We start from the raw sequence: 20,907 nt of genomic DNA, 5'->3' as shown, positions 1-20,907 counted from the left end.
CATGGCAGCAGCGGAGAAAATTGATCGTTTCCTGCGCCTCGACGAGGTGCTTTACACCACAGGCCTGGGCCGCAATACGGTTTATCGGCGGATCAGGGAGGGCACATTCCCAAAACAGGTTAGAATAGGCCCCAATTCGGTCGCTTGGCGCCAGTCGGCAATCGCTGAATGGATGACCTCAACAGCGCCCAGCAACGACCAATCAGTACATTGATCAGTACACCATCAACTGACAATACTCCCAAAGCCACGCAACACAAGCCCTACAGGTCACACCGTGGAAATCTTCAAAGAGTTTACCTTCGAGTCCGCCCACCGCCTGCCCCACGTACCGGAAGGCCACAAATGCGGGCGCCTGCATGGGCATTCGTTCAAGGTGGCAATCCACCTGAGCGGCGACCTGGATCCCCATACCGGCTGGATTCGCGACTTCTCGGAGATCAAGGCGATTTTCAAGCCGCTCTATGAACGCCTCGACCACAACTACCTCAACGACATCCCAGGCCTGGAAAACCCGACCAGCGAAGTGCTGGCCAAATGGATCTGGACTGAGCTGAAACCTCTGCTGCCGGAACTCAGCGCGATTCGCATCCATGAGACCTGCACCAGCGGTTGCATTTATCGCGGCGAGTAAGCCGCTGCGGTAAAAAAACCACCCTTGCGGTGGTTTTTTTATGGCCGCCTACCTTACAGTCGTGGCTCCCCACCAAAACGAGCACGCGTGGATGCGCCCTTCAATACGCCCCGCCACTGCCGGGCCGTCGCCCCTGATTTCGGGCGGCTGTTGATGGGCTTTGCGCAGCAACAGGCGATCGACGCGGGCTACGAAGCGATCCGCCTGTACACCCATGAAACCATGACCGAAAACATCACGCTGTACACCCGCCGCGGCTATGTCGAAACCCATCGCGCGCAAGAGCATGGCCTGCGCCGCGCGTACATGACCAAACGCCTCTAGGAGAAGCCCATGGAAACTATCTGGCTGGCCCAGGCCAAGCGCCTGCAGGCATTGGCGTCCACGGGGCTGCATTTTTGCACCGACGCCTTTGAGCGCGAACGCCTTGAGGAAATCGCCGAGATTGCCCATAGCATGCTGGCGCAACTGGCGGATGTGCCGCTGGAACGTATCACCGGGCTGGTGCCGGATTTCGCCAAGCGCTATTCGACGCCCATGATCGATGTGCGCGGCGCGGTGATCGAGGGCGAGCGCATTCTGCTGGTGCGTGAGCTGACCGATGGCTGTTGGGCGCTGCCGGGTGGCTACGCCGATATTGGTTTGTCGGCGGCGCAAAACATCGTCAAGGAGATTCGCGAGGAAGCCGGGCTGAACGTTACTGCGCGGGCGCTGTACAGCGTCACGCACAAGGCCAAGGGTTTGTACCGCCCGGATGTGCGGGACTTCTACAAGTTGTACTTCCTGTGTGAACGCGTGGATCAGCTGGCACCGATGGCCGGATTCGAAACCACAGACGTGGGCTTTTTTGCTTTGGATGAGCTGCCGCCCCTGTCCCGTGGGCGCACCATCGAAAGTGATCTGCAGGCTGCGTTTGCGTTTCATCGCGGCGAGACCACCCAGACGCTGTTCGACTGATCCAATTTGTATCACTGGCGCACCGCTTTCGTGCCCGACTGGGCACAAAGACCACCCCTTCCTGCCATTCACCCCTGTTTGGCTATAAATACTGTGCACAGTGCACAACGCCCACCGTGCGTGCGCCACTGCTGCTGATTTGGCACGCGCGGTGCAATAAGCCTGCGTCACTCATTCAGGGAGCAAGGCACATGACGCAGCAAGAACCGGGCAACGATTACCCCCTCAGCGAAGTGCCGATGCATGCGCGCAAAGGCTTGGCGTCCACCGCCATGGTGCTGCTGGGGTTTACGTTTTTTACCGCGACCATGTTTGCCGGCGGCAAGCTGGGCGTAGCGTTCAGTTTCACCGACATGCTCGGCGTCGTGGCCTTGGGTAACCTACTGCTGGGCATCTACGCCGCTGGCCTGGGTTACATCGCCTTCAAGAGTGGCTTGAATTCGGTGTTGATGGGCCGCTTCTGCTTTGGCGAAGTGGGCAGCAAGCTCAGTGACTTGATCCTCGGCTTCACCCAGATCGGCTGGTACGCCTGGGGCACCGCCACCGCCGCGGTGGTGCTGGGCAAGTACTTCGAGCTGAGCCAAGGCAGCGTGCTGGGGTTGATGGTGCTGTTCGGCATGGTGTTCTGCGCCACCGCGTATGTGGGGTATCGCGGGCTGGAGATCCTGTCCTACATCGCAGTGCCGGCCATGGGCATTTTGCTGTTTGTGTCGATGTGGGTCGCCACCGTTAAAGTCGGCGGCCTGGATGGCCTGCTGGCGGTGGTGCCCGCGGCTGAACTGGACTTGTCCACCGCGATCACCCTGGTGTTCGGCACCTTTGTCAGCGGCGCGACCCAAGCCACCAACTGGACGCGATTCTCCCGCTCGGCCAAGGTCGCGGTGCTGGCCAGCCTGATTGGATTTTTTGTCGGCAATGGCTTGATGGTGCTGATCGGGGCGTATGGCGCCATCGTCTATCAACAACCGGACGTGGTCGAAGTGTTGCTGGTGCAAGGCTTCGCCATGGCGGCAATGGCCATGTTGCTGCTCAATATCTGGAGCACCCAGGACAACACCATCTATAACTTCGCCGTCGCCGGCTGCAACCTGCTACGCACTAAACGCCGCAAGACCGTGACGCTCGCCGGTGCAGTGATCGGCACCCTGCTGGCGCTGCTCGGCATGTACGACATGCTGGTGCCCTACCTGATTCTGCTGGGCACGGTGATCCCGCCAATCGGCGGGGTGATCATGGCCGATTTCTTCTACCGCTATCGCGGCCAGTACCCGCGCCTGGCCGAGACACGCCTGCCCGCCTTCAATTGGCCTGGGCTGGTGGCCTATGCGGTGGGCACCGTGCTGGCGTTCCACTCGCCATGGGTAGCGCCGTTGGTGGGGATTGTGGCGGCGTCGCTGACCTACATAGTGCTGACATTAGTACTGCGCGTACGTGCGCCGCTGGCTGACGCCCCGGTATGAGCCTGACGGTCGCGGATGTGCTGGCCTTGCCGGGCCTGGAATCGATGCGCCTGCGCGCCGGTGACACCGGCCGCGATAACACCGTGCGCTGGCCCTATGTCGCGGAAAACAGTGGGATCGCCGAATGGGTACTGGGTGGCGAACTGGTGTTCGTCACCGGTATCAACCACCCGCGCGATGAGGCCAACTTGCTGCGTTTGCTGGATGAGGCCTGTCAGCGCCAAGTCGCCGGGTTGGTGATTCTTACAGGGCCTGCCTATATCCAGGCGATTCCCCAACGCTTATTGGACGCCGCCGAAGCCGCCGGTATGCCGCTGATCGAGCAACCTTATTCGCTGAAAATGGTGCTGGTGACCCAGGCGATTGGCTCGGCGTTGATCCAGTCCGAGCAACTGGGCCGTTCGCGGCATGATGTGCTGGAGCGCTTGCTGGCCGGTGATTATCAATCCTTGGAGGTGTTACTGCATCGCGCCGCGCAACTGGGCATGTCGCTGGCAGGGCATTGGCAGATCGTCCAGTTGCAACTGGAGGGTGGCGAGGCGTTATTTGCCCAAAACGACACGGCGCAGGTGGAGGCGCAGTTGGCGCGCCAGCACGACAGTATTGGCCGTCGGTTGCGGCAGTTTTCGGCGCAGCATCATGCGCTGTTGCCGGTGCTGGGGCGGGCTGGGCAATGGACCTTGCTGCTGCCGGCCACCGATGCTGTTGCGGCGCTGGCCAACCGTGAGCAATTGGCCGCTTGGCTTAACCCCTTGAACCAGCGCCTGGCACCCTTGAAGCTGTTTATCGGCCTGAGCGCCGCTGCGCACCCACCTGCGCGCCTGGCCCAGGCGCACGATGAGGCACGCCAGGCGCTGACGGCGGCGCGGCGTTTCAGCGACCGCAACGGGCTCTGTGTGTACGACGAACTGGGCGTGTTGAAACTGCTCAGCGGCGTGCGTGATCGCGCCCTGCTCGACCAGTTTCTTAACGAGCGCTTGGGGCCGTTGCTGCGTCACGACCTGCACCATGGCCCAAGCCTGATGCCGACCCTGGAAGCCTGGTTTCACGAGAATGGTAATCTAGTCGCCGCCGCCCAGCGCCTGGCCGTGCACCGCAACACCCTGACGCACCGCGTCCAGCGCATCGAAGCCCTCTGTGGGCTGACGCTGGACAACTCATATGACCGCCTGGACATCGGCATCGCCCTGATGATCTGGCGGCTATCTGCCTGACTGTCTTTAGCCAAGAGGAACTTGCCCATGCATATCATCAACGCCCGCCTGCGCAACCGTGAAGGCCTGCATGATCTGCACCTGGAACACGGCCGGATCGCCAGCATCACCCCACAAACGCGGGTGCCTGCTTTAACGGCCGGCGACTTGGACGCCGCCGGCAACCTGGTCATACCGCCTTTTGTTGAGCCGCATATTCACCTCGACGCCACCCTGACCGCCGGCGAGCCGCGCTGGAACATGAGCGGCACGCTGTTCGAGGGCATCGAGTGCTGGGGCGAGCGTAAAGCCACCATCACTCAAGAGGACACCAAGACCCGCGCCAAGAAAACCATCCAGGCCCTGGCCGCCCACGGCATCCAGCATGTGCGCACCCACGTCGACGTCACCGACCCCGACCTCACAGCGCTCAAAGCCATGCTCGATGTGCGCGAAGAAAGCTCGCACCTGATCGACCTGCAAATCGTCGCGTTTCCCCAGGAAGGCATCGAGTCCTACCGCAAGGGCCGCGAACTGATGGAAGAAGCCATCCGCCTGGGTGCCGACGTGGTAGGGGGCATTCCCCACTTTGAATACACCCGCGACCAAGGCGTGAGTTCGGTGAAGTTCCTCATGGACCTGGCCGAACGCACCGGCTGCCTGGTGGACGTGCACTGCGACGAAACCGATGACCCGCACTCGCGGTTTCTCGAAGTGCTCGCCGAAGAAGCCCGCAGCCGTGACATGGGCGCGCGCGTGACCGCCAGCCACACCACGGCCATGGGCTCTTACGACAACGCCTACTGCGCCAAACTGTTCCGCCTGTTGGGGCACTCGGGCATCAGCTTCGTCTCCTGCCCCACCGAAAGCATCCACCTGCAAGGGCGTTTCGACAGTTTCCCGAAACGCCGCGGCGTGACCCGCGTCAACGAACTGCTCGAAGCCGGCATGAACGTGTGCTTCGGCCAGGACTCCATTGTCGATCCCTGGTACCCCCTCGGTAACGGCAACATTCTGCGTGTGCTGGAGGCCGGTTTGCACATCTGCCACATGCTCGGCTACCGCAACCTGCAAAGCGCCCTGGACCTGGTCACCGACAACAGCGCCAAAGCCATGGCCCTGGGTGAGCGTTATGGCCTGGAACCTGGGCGCCCGGCCAACCTGTTGATCTTGTCGGCCGACAGCGACTACGAGGTGATCCGCAGCCAAGGCCTGCCGCTGTACTCGATCCGCAATGGCAAGGTGCTGATGAAACGGCAACCGGCGCAGGTGGCGTTTTTATAGGCGCCATTTCAGACAATCGAATCGAGGTCCAACGGTTGCGCACGCCCTGGGCCGTTATGAGTCGGTGAAGGAATACTGGCAACTTGCGCCAGCACACGGTTTTCGTGGTGGCTGAACCAGCGCTTCAGGCTGGGTTGCAAATAGCTGGAGGACGCGTGACTGCCGTATACGTCGCGCGCTTCCAGACGTCGCCAGCGTAGGGTTTCCAGGCGCTGGCGACTGGTGCGCAACCGATCGATTTCAGCATTCAACGCCTGGTTATGTTCGTGCCCATATCCGCGCTGGTTTGAAGGGCGGCGGCGATCAAGCTCGCGGTTTTTGTCGCGCAGTTGTTGAGTCATGGTTTCGAGCGCATGGTCCAGTAGCTCGAACTCTCTTGGCGTGACCAAAGGCCCTTGCCTATCCACGGTTTGTTGCCAGCGACGAAATGTGGCCCAGGCTGCTGGAATATAGCTGGCGGTCATGGAGTGTTGGCTGGCCTGGAACAGTTGTTTCAGCAGGTTGGCGCGGTCGGGCATGTCGCCCTGCAGTTGCAGCGCCCGATTACAGCCGGCCTCCAGGATGGACTCACACGCGGGCCGCCATAACACCGAGGAGTGCGTGCCATCCGGAAGCGTAATCGGCATGAAGTGCTGTTGTTCACCATGATGCTGGTAAGGATTGCCAACGACGCGCACCAGCCCGGCGGCGAATAACAAGCCGCCCGACGCTGGGGCACTGAACAATATCACGGCCCCAGGAACCCAGAGTTTGGCGGTGGTGTTCATCCATGTGGCGGGAACACTGGGGACCGGGTCGTTGTGGTTGACGATGCGGTGGTGGACCAGGGATGAGGCGCCTTCGGTGAACTCGGTGTCGGCGCCGCGAGGCGCACCGTAGGTGTAGAGAAGAATGTTGTAGTGGGCGCTGGAGACTCGACGCAGCCCTTCTGCCAGTAGCAAGGCGATGGCGCCACCAAGGCTGTGCCCACAAATGATAATGCGTTGGCGGTCGTGAAATTTATCGAGGTATTGCAAGACAAATTCGCGCATCGCTCGATAGGCCAGATAGAAGCCTTCATGGGCTTTACCTACGCCATCGGCAAACGGCACTTGGTGAGCGTTTGCGTCTCGCAGTGCGTCAGCGCCACTGGCGGTGCCTCGCACAGCAATCAGGATGACTTCATCGTGGTGAGTAATAAATGCCTGCGTATCAGTGCCGAAATTTTTATCGTCGAAAAAGTGCACGAGAGCAGGATGCTCCTGTTTCGCTCCAAGCTGCGTACGGTTCTGCGAATACAACTCCGGATCGAAGGGCACAATTTCAAAGCGCTGTGAGTAGGCGACTTCCTCATAGAGCGGATAAAAGCGTTGAACCTGCTTACCGTCGACCTTCCAGGCTTCCTGATACCCCGAGAGTTTTTCCGCAAACAAATTCCCTATGCTTGGATCCCGCGGAAAGCTGACTTTATCCACTGGTCGGGTTGGAGGCTCCTGGCCAAATTCGCAGTAACTTAACGTAGACATGAGCGCCAGTTGATACAGGTTCAAGGCACAAAACCGATCATCCCCGGACAGCATCGGGCGTAGCGCACGCAACGGTCGTACTTCCAGCACTGTGTGCAGGTTAGGGAACAGCACAACGCCTGACAAAGCCGGCTGAGGCGGACCGAACCCAAGCTCAGCCATCATTCTTAGCGCGTGCCGCTGAGGTGCGAAGATCCGGGGCGCCAACGGCGGCAAGTGGGCAACATGTCGGACCAAGTCGCGTACTTCAACCTGATAAAACCGATCCGCTTGCCGCTGTGCGGGGTTACCCTCAATGCGCTGACCATCAGCCGCAACAAAGCGGGTTTGTTCAGCGCGAATTTGGAGTTCGGTGATAGGTAACCTGTAAGTCTGGCGCGTACTCAATTCAAAATACGGCTCCTCTTTCCCAGAATACAGCCCTTCCAAAGCAAGCACGACGGGACCGCAGTAAAACCCTTGCAGCTTGGCAAATCCCTCACCCGTCAGCCTTCCGTTGTACTGCTGGCCTGTACTGTCGCAGATGCTGTACGCGAGCCCGCCGTACGCCTTCCCACAGCCCGCTTCATCAACCAGACAAAAGCTTGCCCAGTGCCCTTTCAACGCGCAAGCAGGCATCTTGCTACTAAAAAAAGGTTGCTTCCATGCTTCCTGTTTCATGAACCAGTTCCCTTGTTATTTACACGTGGGATAGACATCACAAGAGCGTCCATCCGGCATTATTATGGGTTTAAAGTCTGTTGTATCGCTGTCGCAAATGCCCCGCGTATCCTCATAACTTTCCCCCCGGCAGCGTTTCCAGCCGCCTGGTACAGCTATCCACCGTCGGTCAAAAGCCGGCGCCTCCTCGTCTGTAAATGCCAGCACCAGCCTGAGTGTCTTTCCGGGTAGCAGCTCGCGCTGTACAAGCCCACCCGCCCGGACTTTTTGCCGCTGTCCCATTGCGTCCAATGCTTTGCATTCCAGCAGTTTCCTGATCGCATGCGACCGCCCCACCGTCCGAAAAAACCACATACATTGCCCAGGTAATTCCTGTACGCCCGAATCCGGCATCCCCGCCACATCCTCAGACTCAATAGGATCCATAAAGTAGATCCCCCCCAGATCCCCACCGACATCACTGCTGCGCTCGCCCCACTTCGCATAAAATTCGAAGATCACACGGTGTAGCGTCGTAGGGCACCCCTCAATGGTTTGAGTCAACGGCAGGTCATAACTCATCCTTCCAGCCACGGGTTTGTATTCAGCAATAATGATCTTGCGTTCAGGCCTGTTGCCTCGACGCTGTGGCAACTTGCACATTTGGTACCTGGCGGGTTCATAGTAAGCCGCGCCTACAAATCTGAATTGCGCCGGCAAGTCCACCTCCAGCGTAAAGTGATTCACCGGCCCCGACGGCACCAGTGCACACCCCGAAAGCCATCCCGTTACAAGCGCAATCAAGGCGCCACGCAGTCGCTTACTCATGCTTACTCCTCAACGTGCGCCACTGCTGCGACACTCGCTCAAAATGATCGCCAGGCGCCTCCTCTTGCAGCGGCTGCCACTGGATCACACTGCTTCGCGTCGCCTCCTCCAACCTGCGAACCACCAGGAATTCAAGTTGCTGCGGCCCACGCCATTGCCAGCCGCGTGCTTGTTCCAGCACCTGGGCCAACCAGATTCTGGGCTCCTGAAATTCGACCAAGGCGGCCAAGCCCTCGCCGTGCTCGGTCAGCAGGTAGCGCAGGATATTGGCGTGCAGGATGGCGTCGGCCTGAGGGTTGGGCGTGTTCAGCCAGGGCGCGGGCACAGGCGTCGGGTACTCACCGGGGGCAGGGTTTTCGCCCTCGCACCAGTGGCCCTCATGCCAGTAGTACACGTTGATCAGTGGCCCGAGAAACACCGGCCAACGTTCGATCGGCAGGTGGGCTAAAGCGCGGGCCACGGTACGGTTATCGTGAAAGCGATACAGCGCCTGGCTGCCTGCGGGCCCTACCAACATTCGCTCGCGCCAGTGTCGAGCCACTCCGGCCAGGTCATCATCGGGCAGGCTGCCCAGCCAGCCCCAATTCGCCTGCGGCTGTTGTAGCAATTGAACCAGCGCGGGTTCCCCTACCTGCTCCAGCAGCAGGATCACCGGGCCAAGAGTTGCCAGCTCGGCCACGGCCGTTTCACCGTAGAGAAAGCAGTACTGCGAAACATTACGAGCCGCCAACAACGGCTCGCGGGCGTCATTGTTTCCCTCAAGGATCAAACAAAGGCGGCGCCCCGCCTGTTGCTGTCGGGCCATCCACAGGCTGGGCATGCGCTCCATCATGCAGCCCTCCTTGGGATGTCACACCGACCTTCACGGCATTGCTCACACACTGGGCAGTAGTCGGCACCTAACTGCCGGGCCGTATCCATGATGGCGCCCTGCGCCGCTGTAAACTTCGGGCCACCCGCTGCAGAAAACGGGTTCGCCGACACGCTTGCAGGCGGGGCGCCGCCGACAGTGATGGGCCGACTGCTGAACACCCCACCCGCCTGGATCATCAGGTGCTCTCCCCCGGCCTGCAAACTCAATTGTGCGCCTGCATCGATGACCAGGCTGGCACCGGCCTTGAGATAAACCTGTTGCCCGGCTTCGATGACCAGCGTGCGCCCCACACGGGTCTCACTGTTACCTTGCACATCCAGGCGATCATTCGCTTGGAGCACCACGTTGCGATTACCCGTGGTGTGATGGTGCTCTTCGCTTTCCAGGCGAACCGTGCTTGCCCCACGAATGATTTCACGGCGCTCTCCGGCCACTTCCAGGCGGCTGTCATGCCCCACCTGCTGCTCCAGGTCCCGTTGGGCGCGCAGGTAGATAAGCTCCTCGCCGCGACGGTCTTCAAGGTGCAGCTCGTTGGCCCCGCCGCCGCCCAGGGCGCTGCAACTGCGCAACACGCTGCGCGTCTTGTGTTGTGGCAAAGGATAAGCTGGCATGTGCAACGCATTGGGCAGGCAGCCGTTGATCAAGGGCTGGTCGGGGTCGCCGTCCAGAAAGGTCACCAGCACCTCCATGCCCACCCGAGGGATCAGCATCGCGCCGAAGCCATCGCCTGCCCAGCCGGAAGCCACTCGGACCCAGCAACTGCTTTTATCGTCGGTTTTGTCCAGCCGGTCCCAGTGAAAACGGACCTTCACCCGACCGTAGGCATCGCAATGCACCTCCTCGCCTTCCGGCCCTGTCACCGTGGCCGTCTGGCTGCCGCTGATCGTCGGTTTGGGATGTTTGAGGGGCGGTCGATGCGCTGCACGCCATGGCGTAGCGGTGAATCGATTGCGATAGCCTTGGAATACGTCAGCCTCAAGCACGGCCTCCTCCAGCACTTGCGGTTGATACCCCTCATGACGCACCGACGTGATCAACCACAGGTCGTTGCAGGCAGGGTCCGGGTGATCACGCAGCTCTAGAAAGTAGCCGCTGCTTAACGCCGGTTGATCACTTTTACCCAATGCACGATGGCGATCGCTCAGATGGCGTTCCAACCCCCGACGTGCCAGTTGCTTGCCACGTGCGTGGCCGGTAAAACCGGCGGGGCAACGGTAATCTTCAAGGGTTTGCAACGCTGCAGCACTGGCCTTTTGTTGCAGGCGCAACGACGGATGTTCGAAGTCATGATCGCGGCGCACCGTTTGGCGGCTGCGGGTTTCCAGGCGCACGTCGAAACGCCGGATCGCTCTTGTTTCAGCCGCCAGGTCGCCCACCGCGCAGTATTGCTGCACAGGCAAGCGTCGAAACACCGTTTGATCATCACCAAACACCAGCAAATGATTATTCGGGCTGTGGCGAAAGTGGTAGTGAATGCCCTCCTCTTCGCACAGCCGTTGGATAAAGTGCAGGTCGCTTTCCGCGTATTGCACACAGAACGTGCGCGGCGGATAGACCACAGGGCCAAGTTCGAAGGCATAGGCGTCGGCAAAGATGCCATGGTGTTCGAGTACCGCGACGATGATCTGCGGCACGCTGCGTTGCTGGAAGATCCGCTGGTCACGCCGATGGGCAAGGCACGCCAGGCGGGGTGCCAGGGTGAGGTGATAGCGGGTCAGCCGGGCGCCGGGGTCATCCCGGCCAATGGCGTAGACCTGCCCATGCAGGCCCGCATCCGCTTCGCCAACGTCTAGATAGGCAGGCTGGTGGAGCAGCGCCTCCAGGTCCAGGGAAGGGTTTTCGCTGACTAATTGCAACTCAATGAAATAAGGCTGGTCCAGGGACTCGCTGCCTTTGAAGGCCAACACCTGAAAGTCGTTGTTCACTTGTGGAAGTATCAATTTAAAACGTGAAAAAACAAACGCATCAACCATCCGCAAGTTACCCATCATCAATGATTTGATTGAAAGGCTTTCTCCCATCGGATACCGATTTAACTGCTGGAAAAAAGCACCTGAACGCCCTAAAGCTTAGCGATTACAGGCGAATTGCGGCGCCAAAAAAAACAAAAAAGAAGTTTCGTACGACTTGAGAGGAAGTGTCTTTTACAAAACAAGACAAACGATCAATTAAACACATTTCCACAACAAGAAACTTCCCACATCAACTTTACAAACTTAACTAGTTGATAAGGAAACAGCCGACACTTATTCAAGATATCAGCCGCACACCAACATTCAGGTTTGCCGCTGTGCAGTCCCGAACAAACTGACGCTCAGCAATATTTCAGCCTGACCCTGCAACCGTACCGGCGCAGTGCCACCTGGCATGACCACGGCCACTTCTCCAGCCTCAACCCAACCGGCCCGCCATGCCGCGCATGCCACAGCACTGGCACTGGTCCCGGAGGACGCAGTTGGCCCCTCGCCCCGCTCAAACACTCGCGCAATCACCCGATTGCCCGAAGACCTTGCGGCCCATTGCAGGTTGACGCCAGCCACACAGGGTTGGCCGCGCCCCACCGGTGGCGCAAAGGCAATCGCCTGCAAAGGGTCAAACAATGCGCTCTGATGCATCGACTGATTGTCAGGTAATGCCCCTGCGTGCTCCACGAGCGTCACGCAGTGGGGGTTACCGACACGGACAAACTGGCTGTGCGCCCATTGCGGGTTGATCGCAGCCAGCGCAGCGACATGGCTGAATTCTCGATGCCCCATAGTGATCGGCTCAATACCGCAAGCCGCCACTGCAGATGGCCCGAACGCCGGCTGCCCCAGGGCCAGCCAGAAGCCCGCAACCTGTTCGTTGACCGCAGGTTCCACATAGGTCGCAAGCGGTGACGCCGTGTGCACGTTGTCGTGATGGACGCGCAATTCACAGCCCTGAGTCATCAAGCCTTGATCGGTCAGCGCCTGGGCAAAAATGGTCAAGCCGTTGCCGCTGCGTTCGGCGAGTGAGCCATCCGTATTGACGATCAGCACGTCAAACGGCGGCGCGGCCTGAAATGGCCCGACCAACAAACCATCGCAGCGGTGTGCCTTGGCATCGGCCGCATGGGGCAAGGCGCCCCACCCACATTCGGCGGCGATAGCCGACGGTGTCCAAGCCTTGCGAGTACTCGCGGCCAGGCCCGCGTGCTCGGGCACGTCAACACCTTGGTTACGCAGATACGCCGGGCTGACCACGCCGTAGATATTGCCCCGCGCGTCGTAGAACAAGGTCATTTTGCCACCCGTTTCAAAACCTTCATCGGCTCGCCCATCCAATTGCCTACACACTGGAACGGCAGCGTATTACAGAACCGCCAACCTGTGGGAGGTGGCCTGGAAGGTGGTAATCCAGTGCAAGAACCCCGGGGTTCAGCAATTCTCACCAGGATTACGCACCTTCCAGGCCACATCCCGCACGTTCGATACGCTTATGTGTGGCGACTTCGTGCAGAGCGTTCCGAGTTTGTAAAAATAAAAGTCGTTATCCCAAGCGCAATCCGCAATCCGCAGGGAACCTGGCTCGCTCGACAAGGCCTGATGTGCAAGGATGTCGCGCCGGACATCGTTCGTTGAACGCAAAACCAAGGATTTTTCATGACTGCCATCCCCACCCCAGCGCCCGTGGTTCCCGGGCGGCTGGAGCAAATGTCGACCCGTATCGCTTTTTTCATCGCCGGCTTCGGTATCGCCGCTTGGGCACCGCTAGTGCCGTACGCCAAAGCGCGCGCGCAACTCAATGAGGGCACGCTTGGCCTGTTGCTGTTGTGCCTGGGGGTGGGGTCGATCATCGCGATGCCAGTGGCGGGTGCCTTGGCATCACGCTTTGGCTGCCGACGTGTGCTGACTGCCGGCACGATCATGATCTGCCTGGCACTGCCGATGCTCGCCACGGTCAGTTCGATCCCGCTGCTGATGGCAGGCTTGTTTCTGTTTGGCGCAGGCCTAGGCACCGTGGATTCGACGGTCAACCTGCAAGCGGTGATTGTGGAGCGTGCCAGCGGCAAAACCATGATGTCGGGCTTCCACGGCTTGTTCAGCCTGGGCGGCATCGTCGGCGCGGCAGGTGTTTCCGGGCTGCTGGGGTTGGGCCTGTCGCCGTTGCAGGCGACCCTGGTGGTGATTGTCATCATGGCGGCCGCGCTGCTCAAGGCCGGGCCACACCTGTTGCCCTACGGCAGTGAAAGCTCGGGCCCGGCATTTGCCGTGCCTCACGGCGTGGTGCTGTTTATCGGCTGCCTGTGCTTCATCGTGTTTCTGGCCGAAGGCGCCGTGCTGGATTGGAGCGCAGTGTTCCTCAGCGCCGAGCGGGGTCTCGATGAGGCTTACGCCGGGCTTGGCTACGCGGCCTTTGCCTTGACCATGACCGCAGGCCGCCTGACCGGTGATGCGATTGTTCGACGCCTGGGCGCCACCCGGGTGATTGTGATTGGCGGTGCGCTGGCCACCGCCGGCATGTTACTCGCCACACTCTTCCCCGCCTGGGAAACCGCGCTACTGGGGTATGCCTTGGTAGGCGCCGGTTGTTCGAATATCGTGCCGGTGCTGTACACCGCGGTAGGTAAGCAAACAGTTATGCCGGAGCATATTGCGGTGCCGGCCATCACCACCCTGGGTTATGCCGGTATTCTCGCAGGCCCTGCGGTGATCGGCTTTATCGCCCACGGCAGCAGTTTGAGCACCGCCTTTGTACTGATTGCGATGTTGCTGGCTGGTGTGGCCATCAGCGGTAAAATTCTCAAAGTGTAAACCGCTGCTGCTCAAGGCCAGGCGTTACCTGGCCTTGTGCACCCCATGCTGTTCCAGCCAGCGCTCCAGGCTTCGATTGCAAAGCCATCCCTCATGCTTGGGGCGACCTAACAAGCGCATGTTGTTGGCGCGCTCTAACGAACGCAATAAACCTGGGCGTTCAATGATGTTTTTTGCCGTGTACACACAGTGTTCGCTGTACTTTTTCTTGGGTAGCCCAGTGGACGGTTCCAAAATGGGCATGCCATTTGAGTCAGTGTCGTCGGGGTCATTCATCACGGTTCTGAGCAGTGCAATATGCACGTACTCAAAGGTTTCAAAAAAAACCGTGCGGTCCTTGGGCTTATCCCTCAATTGCTTGAAGTAGCCTTGCAGGGCCTGAACCACGTCGGCATTGCCCAGGCCATGGAAAGGATCCTGGCTGAAGGCGCTGGGGGAGCTGTTACCGCGCAAGGCTGATGCGGCTGCGCCCAGGCTGTCGCGGGTGATGTACCCGTCGCCATCAATGATCGAATCGTTCAGTAGCGGGCGACTGATAATTTCCCTGGCCACCAGAATGATGCTGTCGCGCACGTTAATCGCCCCCCAGCGGTTGAGCCGCAATCTTGCGCAGGGATGACAGCGTCAGGCGGCCGTCCTGTAAAAAGTCGTGCAATTCGCCAAAGTGTTTCTGAAACTCGCTCGCTAGTTGGCTATCGGTAAAGCTCGGGCCCGGCGGGGTTGTGTTCGCACGAACAGTCGGCGCGTTCTGCAATGCCTGGCGGCGCGGCGAAAGCGAGGTTCCGCGCCACAGGCCGGGGCGCGGCCGCGCTACCTCCGGCGGGGCGAAATGATCATCGCCAGGCGGCTGAACACTGGGTGGTGACGAAGCCCGACCAGCCTCTGGCACGCCCATGGCCGTTGGCTGTACGTGCGGTATTGCACTCTCAATTTTCATGTTTCATCTCCCACCTTTTCCGGATCTACGCTTGCCTGAAGGCCACCATCGAGGCACCCAAATTCTTCGAATCCATTCCAGGGCGGCTAGCAACCGATATGTGGTGAGTTGAATGCAATCGTTCCGGGCAACCGCTGAATACTAATGACAGCATGTAAAAAAGTGGGCCGCTGGATCAAACAGATTTTTGCCCACGCCACCTGGCTGTAAGGCCACCCGTCAATGCGGCCCATACGCCATTGGAGCGTTTCAGCGACGCAGTGACTGTCGCGCCGCCATCGTCTGGGGCAAGCATGCCACGAGCGAAATCATCGGCAACCGGGGCCTGGAATCTACGCTGTCCCGCGAGCGCTTTCATGCGCTGCTGTTCTGCGGCGTAGTCGTTCGACAGCGCCACACCGAGCACATCTTGCGACGCGCCCTCACCGTTTACCGAGGGTGAGCGTTCAACCAGATGGCTGTTGTGAAGGGTGTCATGGCCACCCGCTTGGCAGGATTGAAACGAAGTTGAAGTCATGTCAGGGCCCTGATTCAGTGTCTGAAAAAGCGACCGGCTCCGTCAAAGCCGCTGGATGTGTATGCCCTGAGTGGCAAATGTGTGGAAATAGTTCCTTGCACAATTCGAAGCACGAGGCGCCGCTACGTGTTAGCAGCGCCTTATTGCACTGCGTTATGCCATCCCGAGGGACAACAACATCAGGCCTTCCTGGCTGATTCGCTTGTCGCCATATTTACTCGCAACGTTGTCCATTATTTCCAGCAAGTCACTGCGATTGACGGCCGTTTTACTCAACTGAAGATAGTGGTCCAGTGAAGGGATGCCCGTCAGGCCTAGACCGGCCAGATATTGGAGATCGCCGATGCCGATCTGGCGCCTACCAAAGTGCTCTGTGAAATTATCGAAATGGCTCAGCAGCTCCTGAACTACTTGCTTATCAGTGCTGTATTTCAAGGGGTTTGGATCGCGGTTGAACGCACTGAGGTTGCTGATTTCTACCTGATCGCCAAGCTCACCTGTACCCGGCTGCCGGAAAAAGGCATCCATCACGTCGGGACGTTTTAAGAGCTCGCTGGCCAGCCGAATGTTTTGATTCATCACAGGGTTTCGGCCTGGTTTTTGATACGCCATTTCTTCAATAGCGCTCTTACTGATAGTCGAACGGTTACCCGGCGTTGTAAACGCGCGGGCGTTTCTCAGAAGATCGGTCGCCAGTTGATCGTTGCTTTTCTTCGAATACAGCGGGTCCGGCTTACCCAGCGTGATCGGGTACGGGCCATGCGCATTAATGGGTGGGTTGGGCCTGCCCATCCAAGGCCTCCCCCATTGCTCAAGCTGCTGCGTGCCCCCGTAGTGTGAGGCATGGTGCGTCATGGCAGAAAAATCTTGGGAATGGGCTGAGCTATTGAAATAATTATGATGACTCGCTGCCTGTTGTTGCTGGCCAAACACCGGCCCACCCTGACTTTGCGATGCGTGAAAATTGACGCTTGCACCGTTGTGGCTGTGGTAGGGCGCCGTAGTCGACGCAAAAGCACTGGCCTGGGCTACGGGGTTGGAATTAACCTGCGTGGTGTCCGCACTGGATGAAATTGATACAGAAACAGTGGTATTCGATACCGACATAAGTGCCTCCAGGGCAAGGGGTACGATTATCAACCTGTCGCTGCCCGCTTATGTGGAAGCCGACCAGGTTTGCCTCCTGTGTGGCGTATCTGTCGGAATAGGTTCCTGATCAAGCAGAAAATCGCGTGAACCGGCGTAGGAAACAGGCAAAAAAAATCGCAGCCCTTAGGCTGCGATTTTTCCTATCAACGGCAGATCAGAACCCGACACTCGCCTGTACGAAGAACGTACGTGGCTCGCCCAGGTACAACCCGGAATTGTTGTCACTGGAGCGTGTGTAGTGCTGTTGGTCAAAGACGTTTTTCACGCCCACACCCAGTTTCAAGTTCGACAGTTGCGCACCAAAGTCATACCCGCTGCGCACGTTGACCGAGACATAACCCGGGATGTCGCCGTACTGACCATCGGCGGTGCCTTGGGTGATGTAGGTGGTGCCGGTGCCTGGCGCACGTTGCCTGGACTGGGCATAGACGTCCAGGTTATGGGTCCAGTGGTTGATGTCGTAACGCAGGCCCACAGTCGCCACTTCACGCGAATACAGCGGCAGGTCGCGGCCCTTGAACGGCACATCGCCTTCAGAGGTGGCCTTGGTGTAGGTGAAACCAGCGTTGGCGGTCAGGCCGTCCAGGCTCGGGTCGAGGTTCGACAGGTCATAGTGGGCCGAGGCTTCAATACCCTGGTGCTTGGTCGCCCCCAGGTTTGTCCAGCCCACGTCGTTGCTGACGTATTGCAACTCATCCGAGAAGTCGATGTAGAACAACGTCACTTCGCCGCCCCACACACTGTCGTTGTAGCGCGTACCGACCTCGTAGGTCTTGGCTTTTTCCGGGTTCAGGCCGTTGGCCGTCTGGTCGCCGTTACCGCCCTGCCCGAGCTGGAAGTACTGCAGGCTGCCGAAGGAGGTTTCGTAGTTGGCGAACACTTTCCAGGCATCCGAGACGTGGTACATCACGCTCAGGGCCGGCAGCGGTTCGTTGTTATTGACCTCGCGGCGTTTTTCCTGGGTGCGGGTGCCATTCAAGGCCACTACCGGGCGGTCATGCCATTCGGTACGAATGTCTTCGAAGCGAATACCCGGCGTGATGGTCCACTTGCCAATATCAATCTTGTTATCGATATAGAAGGCGTTGGCCTCAGTGCCACCGGTACGGTCCTGATAGACGTGACCGTCACTCTGGCCGCCCGGCGTCGGCACATTGTTGACCAGGTTCAGGCTGGTGGCCTGCTCGTGCATGCCTTCTTTAAGGTAGCGATAACCGACGCTGACTTCCTGGGTGCTCGGCCCCACGTCGAATACATGTGACACCCGCGGCTCGATACCGAAGGTGTAGTAGGTGCGCGGATAGGAACTGAGAGTCTTGAGGTCGCGGTTGGCGATATTGCTGCCGCGGAAACTGTCGGAGTAGTAGGTCAGCACTTCGGCCTGGGTACGGTCGTCGATCTGGCGGATGTACTTGAAGGACACATCCTTGCGGCGCCCGCTGAAACTGTCCCAGTCACGCACCGATTGGTACGGGTTGGCGCTGAACTGCTTCTGGGTCAGGCCGCCCGGCATATCGGCACTGGCGTCGTAGTAGTGGAAGTTCAGCGAGAAGTCGTCTTGATCGGTCGGTGCCCAGTGGGTCTTGAAGATCACGTCGTCAATGTCGTTGGAGTTGTTGCTGTTGCGATAGCCATCGCCCTTGACCCCGGAATACAGCAACGCCGCGCCGATACCGTTATCCGCCGTGCCGCCGATAAAGGCGTTTTCGATGTGCTTCCAGCCGCCGTGGGCGGAGGTTTGCAGGGTGGTGCCGACCTCACCGGAGAATGTCTCAGGGATAGCGCGGGTCACGAAGTTGATCACACCGCCGACGTTCTGCGGCCCATAACGCACGGAACCGGCGCCACGCACCACATCGATGCTGTCCAGGTTGCCGGCGGAAATCGGCGCCATCGACAGTTGAGGCTGGCCATACGGTGCGAAGGCCGCCGGCACGCCGTCGATCAGCACGGTGGAGCGTGGCGACAGGCGCGAGGTCAGGCCGCGCACGCCCACGTTGAGTGAAATATCGCTGCCACCGGTGCCGTTGGATTCCTGCACCTGTACGCCAGGGACGCGGCGCAACACATCGCCCACGTTCATCGCGCCCTGCTCCACCATGGCTTCGCGGCGGATGACCGTACGTGCGCCCGGGTGGTTCTGCACCACTTCGGCGTTAGCATCGCCCAGCCAGTTGCCGACCACTTTGATATCGGTGACGCCCAGTTCCAGCGGCGAGCCGGCTTCACCGGTGCCGTTGCTTTGCGGGCGCAGGGTCACTGAACCGGCGTCGATCTGGTAATCCAGGCCGCTGCCTTGCAGCAACTGGCGCAGGGCTTGTTCGGGCGAGAGGTTGCCGTCCACCGCAGGCGCTTGCTTGCCGGCGACCATGTCGGGGTTGAAGAACACTTGCAGGGACGTTTGCTGACCCAGTTGGCTCAATGCCGCCCCCAAAGGCTGGGCGCGGATATGGATACCGTCGTTAGCATAAGCCGCAGGCAGCCCGGCACTGACAGCAAGCGCCAGGGCCAGGGGCACCCAGCGGGAAATTTTATTGTGGGAGACGGTCAGTTTTTTCACATCGAAGCTTTTCACATCAAACCCCTGTAATCGCAAGAGCGTGCGGCTATTAATGCAAACCAGTTGCAGTTGCAAGAGAAGACGAAGAACTCGAAAATAACCTGAACCTCAGCGTGAAATAATTTCCTGGCTGCCGTCCGGCAAGGTACGCAAGGCGACCGGCAGGATGTGCGGCAAGGCTTTGAGCAAGGCGTCGGTGTCGCTGGATTTGAACACACTGGTCAAGCGCAGGCTGCTCACCGCAGCGGTACTGACCCGCAACGGTTGCTCGCGGTAGCGCGACACTTCGCGGGCCACTTCGCCAAGGCTGGCGTTGTTGAACACCAGCTTGCCGCTGCGCCAGGCGGTCAACTCATCGGTATTCACCGCGTACGCCGCAGCCACTTGCCCCACGGCATCGACTTGCGTGCCTCGGCCCGCCGTAAGCGTGACGATCCGGTCCGATGCACGCCCCTGGACCTTGACCGTGCCAGCCTCGACCACCACACGGGTCTGATCATCATCGCGGCGCACATCAAAGCGCGTACCGGTAACTGTCACCTGCCCTGCCCCGGCGGCGACGACAAAGGGTCGACTGGCGTCATGCTCGACGCTGAACATCGCTTCGCCCTGCTTGAGCTCCACGCCGCGCCGGCCTTTTTCGTAATGCACTGCGACCACGCTGCGGCTGTTGAGGTCCATCACCGAACCGTCGGGCAAAGCCACCTGGCGGTGCTCCCCCAAGCGCGTACTGAACTCGGCGTTGTAAGCTTTTGGATGATCAAGGCCGCTGAACAAGCCCAGGCCCAAGGCGATAGCCACCACGCTTGCGGCGACCGCATAACGCACAATGGTACGGCGCATGGGCCGCTCCACCGGCGCATCACACAAGGCCTGCAAACGGGCCTTGGGCAACAAGTCGGTGGCGTTCCACACCCCTTGCAGCACGTCGAATTCATATTGGTGCTCAGGCCGTTCTGCGCGCCATGCGTCGAAACGCCGGCGCTCTTCGATGTTCAGCTCGGCGTCTTGCAAGCGTACAAACCATTGCGCGGCTTCGTCGCGAGCACGGCTATCCATCATGGAAGGTCCTGTTTCATCAAAGCGGGTCATGGGGCCAGCGCCTCCAGACGGTCACGCAGATGCCGCAAGGTGCGGATCATATACTTTTCAACCATGTTTTTAGACAGGCCCAGGCGCACGGCGATTTCCTGCTGGGTGAGGCCTTCGATTTTCTGCCAGATAAATATCTTGCGACAGTTAAGCGGCAGCTCGGCCAAGGCCCGCTCGATGGAGTCCGCCAACTGGATCGCGTGCATAAAATGCTCCGGGTCGCCGCTGTGGGGCGAACGCTGGTCAAAGGTCTCCAGCGCCAGCGCCTCACGCCGGTCTTCACGCCGGTAGGCATCAACGGCGATGTTGCGCGCTGTTTGATGCAGATAGGCGCGTGGTTGCTCAACCTCGCTTGAACGCGACTCAAGCACTCGCACGAAGGTGTCGTGGGCCAGGTCTTCAGCCTGCTGACGGTTTCTCAGGCGGCGTGTCCAGGTGCCGATCAACTCTTCGTAATGCTCGAAAAAGCCTGTTCTACGGGGCGGCTGAGGGATCATTGCGTG

The 20,907-nt window shown here is 59.6% G+C and carries 19 protein-coding genes and 1 pseudogene; 8 read left to right on the top strand and 12 right to left on the bottom strand.

Annotated features, from left to right (window positions below; all coding sequences use genetic code 11):
• The first annotated feature begins 1 nt into the window (after position 1).
• From K0P33_RS11760 to codA, 7 genes and pseudogenes are all read left to right on the top strand, one after another.
• Positions 2-214: an AlpA family transcriptional regulator gene (locus tag K0P33_RS11760; protein ID WP_094951227.1), complete on the top strand. Its 213-nt coding sequence runs from the start codon at positions 2-4 to the stop codon at positions 212-214.
• Between the two features lie 63 nt (positions 215-277).
• Positions 278-634 carry a 6-carboxytetrahydropterin synthase QueD gene (queD, locus tag K0P33_RS11755; protein WP_003237990.1) on the top strand — a complete coding sequence of 119 codons (357 nt, stop codon included), beginning with the start codon at positions 278-280 and terminating at the stop codon, positions 632-634.
• A gap of 138 nt (positions 635-772) precedes the next feature.
• A pseudogene (locus tag K0P33_RS11750) lies at positions 773-958 on the top strand (GNAT family N-acetyltransferase); the annotation flags it as partial.
• A 9-nt stretch (positions 959-967) separates the two neighbouring features.
• On the top strand, positions 968-1,591 hold the full coding sequence (locus tag K0P33_RS11745; RefSeq protein ID WP_094951226.1) for an NUDIX hydrolase: 624 nt from the start codon (positions 968-970) through the stop codon (positions 1,589-1,591).
• A 191-nt stretch (positions 1,592-1,782) separates the two neighbouring features.
• Positions 1,783-3,051 carry a cytosine permease gene (codB, locus tag K0P33_RS11740; RefSeq protein WP_242155321.1) on the top strand — a complete coding sequence of 423 codons (1,269 nt, stop codon included), beginning with the start codon at positions 1,783-1,785 and terminating at the stop codon, positions 3,049-3,051.
• Positions 3,048-4,265, top strand: coding sequence for a PucR family transcriptional regulator (locus K0P33_RS11735; protein WP_242155319.1), 1,218 nt, complete (start codon positions 3,048-3,050; stop codon positions 4,263-4,265). The genes codB and K0P33_RS11735 overlap by 4 nt, the downstream gene beginning before the upstream one ends.
• Before the next feature lie 27 nt (positions 4,266-4,292).
• A complete protein-coding gene (gene codA, locus K0P33_RS11730; RefSeq protein ID WP_242155309.1) occupies positions 4,293-5,528 on the top strand; it encodes a cytosine deaminase in 1,236 nt (411 codons plus the stop codon).
• Positions 5,529-5,536: 8 nt separating this feature from the next.
• Here codA and K0P33_RS11725 read toward each other — a convergent pair whose 3' ends face one another.
• From K0P33_RS11725 to K0P33_RS11705, 5 genes are all read right to left on the bottom strand, one after another.
• On the bottom strand, positions 5,537-7,693 hold the full coding sequence (locus K0P33_RS11725) for a lipase family protein (protein ID WP_094951222.1): 2,157 nt from the start codon (positions 7,691-7,693) through the stop codon (positions 5,537-5,539).
• A 15-nt stretch (positions 7,694-7,708) separates the two neighbouring features.
• The gene (locus tag K0P33_RS11720) at positions 7,709-8,500 is read right to left on the bottom strand and encodes a hypothetical protein (RefSeq protein ID WP_094951221.1); all 792 of its coding nucleotides are present in this window, start codon (positions 8,498-8,500) and stop codon (positions 7,709-7,711) included.
• A complete protein-coding gene (locus K0P33_RS11715) occupies positions 8,493-9,329 on the bottom strand; it encodes a DUF4123 domain-containing protein (RefSeq protein WP_094951231.1) in 837 nt (278 codons plus the stop codon). Before K0P33_RS11715 ends, K0P33_RS11720 begins: the two co-directional genes overlap by 8 nt.
• Entirely contained in the window at positions 9,329-11,347 is a 2,019-nt protein-coding gene (tssI, locus tag K0P33_RS11710) for a type VI secretion system tip protein TssI/VgrG (protein WP_242156032.1), read from the bottom strand. Before tssI ends, K0P33_RS11715 begins: the two co-directional genes overlap by 1 nt.
• Positions 11,348-11,650: 303 nt before the next feature.
• Positions 11,651-12,637, bottom strand: a complete 987-nt coding sequence (locus tag K0P33_RS11705; RefSeq protein ID WP_242155305.1) for a diaminopimelate epimerase — start codon at positions 12,635-12,637, stop codon at positions 11,651-11,653.
• A gap of 360 nt (positions 12,638-12,997) precedes the next feature.
• Between K0P33_RS11705 and K0P33_RS11700 the strand changes: the two genes are divergently transcribed.
• Positions 12,998-14,149, top strand: a complete 1,152-nt coding sequence (locus tag K0P33_RS11700) for an MFS transporter (protein ID WP_094951220.1) — start codon at positions 12,998-13,000, stop codon at positions 14,147-14,149.
• Positions 14,150-14,173: 24 nt separating this feature from the next.
• On the opposite strand, the gene K0P33_RS11695 is transcribed toward K0P33_RS11700, so the two are convergent.
• From K0P33_RS11695 to K0P33_RS11665, 7 genes are all read right to left on the bottom strand, one after another.
• Complete coding sequence (locus K0P33_RS11695) at positions 14,174-14,722, bottom strand: type III secretion effector protein (protein WP_242155303.1); 549 nt, start codon at positions 14,720-14,722, stop codon at positions 14,174-14,176.
• Position 14,723: 1 nt separating this feature from the next.
• Positions 14,724-15,086, bottom strand: coding sequence for a hypothetical protein (locus K0P33_RS11690; protein WP_141240554.1), 363 nt, complete (start codon positions 15,084-15,086; stop codon positions 14,724-14,726).
• A 175-nt stretch (positions 15,087-15,261) separates the two neighbouring features.
• Positions 15,262-15,603 (bottom strand): type III secretion protein, encoded by a 342-nt coding sequence (locus tag K0P33_RS11685; RefSeq protein ID WP_242155301.1) that lies wholly within the window; start codon positions 15,601-15,603, stop codon positions 15,262-15,264.
• A gap of 153 nt (positions 15,604-15,756) precedes the next feature.
• Positions 15,757-16,710 (bottom strand): hypothetical protein, encoded by a 954-nt coding sequence (locus K0P33_RS11680; protein WP_141240553.1) that lies wholly within the window; start codon positions 16,708-16,710, stop codon positions 15,757-15,759.
• 196 nt (positions 16,711-16,906) lie between these two features.
• Positions 16,907-19,312, bottom strand: coding sequence for a TonB-dependent receptor (locus K0P33_RS11675; RefSeq protein ID WP_094951228.1), 2,406 nt, complete (start codon positions 19,310-19,312; stop codon positions 16,907-16,909).
• A 108-nt stretch (positions 19,313-19,420) separates the two neighbouring features.
• Positions 19,421-20,374, bottom strand: a complete 954-nt coding sequence (locus K0P33_RS11670) for a FecR family protein (RefSeq protein ID WP_094951216.1) — start codon at positions 20,372-20,374, stop codon at positions 19,421-19,423.
• A 26-nt stretch (positions 20,375-20,400) separates the two neighbouring features.
• On the bottom strand, positions 20,401-20,901 hold the full coding sequence (locus tag K0P33_RS11665) for a sigma-70 family RNA polymerase sigma factor (protein WP_242155299.1): 501 nt from the start codon (positions 20,899-20,901) through the stop codon (positions 20,401-20,403).
• Positions 20,902-20,907 lie beyond the last annotated feature (6 nt).

The sequence above is a fragment of the Pseudomonas sp. ArH3a genome (assembly GCF_022648765.1).
GTDB lineage: Bacteria > Pseudomonadota > Gammaproteobacteria > Pseudomonadales > Pseudomonadaceae > Aquipseudomonas.
This window is presented reverse-complemented; position numbering and strand designations above follow the sequence as displayed.

Coding starts and splice junctions, on each gene's coding strand:
- codB (WP_242155321.1), top strand. CDS start 1,783: ATGACGCAGCAAGAACCGGGCAACGATTACCCCCTCAGCGAAGTGCCG.
- K0P33_RS11685 (WP_242155301.1), bottom strand. CDS start 15,603: ATGACTTCAACTTCGTTTCAATCCTGCCAAGCGGGTGGCCATGACACC.
- K0P33_RS11715 (WP_094951231.1), bottom strand. CDS start 9,329: ATGGAGCGCATGCCCAGCCTGTGGATGGCCCGACAGCAACAGGCGGGG.
- K0P33_RS11720 (WP_094951221.1), bottom strand. CDS start 8,500: ATGAGTAAGCGACTGCGTGGCGCCTTGATTGCGCTTGTAACGGGATGG.
- K0P33_RS11680 (WP_141240553.1), bottom strand. CDS start 16,710: ATGTCGGTATCGAATACCACTGTTTCTGTATCAATTTCATCCAGTGCG.
- K0P33_RS11760 (WP_094951227.1), top strand. CDS start 2: ATGGCAGCAGCGGAGAAAATTGATCGTTTCCTGCGCCTCGACGAGGTG.
- K0P33_RS11665 (WP_242155299.1), bottom strand. CDS start 20,901: ATGATCCCTCAGCCGCCCCGTAGAACAGGCTTTTTCGAGCATTACGAA.
- K0P33_RS11735 (WP_242155319.1), top strand. CDS start 3,048: ATGAGCCTGACGGTCGCGGATGTGCTGGCCTTGCCGGGCCTGGAATCG.
- K0P33_RS11705 (WP_242155305.1), bottom strand. CDS start 12,637: ATGACCTTGTTCTACGACGCGCGGGGCAATATCTACGGCGTGGTCAGC.
- K0P33_RS11670 (WP_094951216.1), bottom strand. CDS start 20,374: ATGATGGATAGCCGTGCTCGCGACGAAGCCGCGCAATGGTTTGTACGC.
- K0P33_RS11725 (WP_094951222.1), bottom strand. CDS start 7,693: ATGAAACAGGAAGCATGGAAGCAACCTTTTTTTAGTAGCAAGATGCCT.
- K0P33_RS11745 (WP_094951226.1), top strand. CDS start 968: ATGGAAACTATCTGGCTGGCCCAGGCCAAGCGCCTGCAGGCATTGGCG.
- K0P33_RS11700 (WP_094951220.1), top strand. CDS start 12,998: ATGACTGCCATCCCCACCCCAGCGCCCGTGGTTCCCGGGCGGCTGGAG.
- tssI (WP_242156032.1), bottom strand. CDS start 11,347: ATGGTTGATGCGTTTGTTTTTTCACGTTTTAAATTGATACTTCCACAA.
- K0P33_RS11690 (WP_141240554.1), bottom strand. CDS start 15,086: ATGAAAATTGAGAGTGCAATACCGCACGTACAGCCAACGGCCATGGGC.
- codA (WP_242155309.1), top strand. CDS start 4,293: ATGCATATCATCAACGCCCGCCTGCGCAACCGTGAAGGCCTGCATGAT.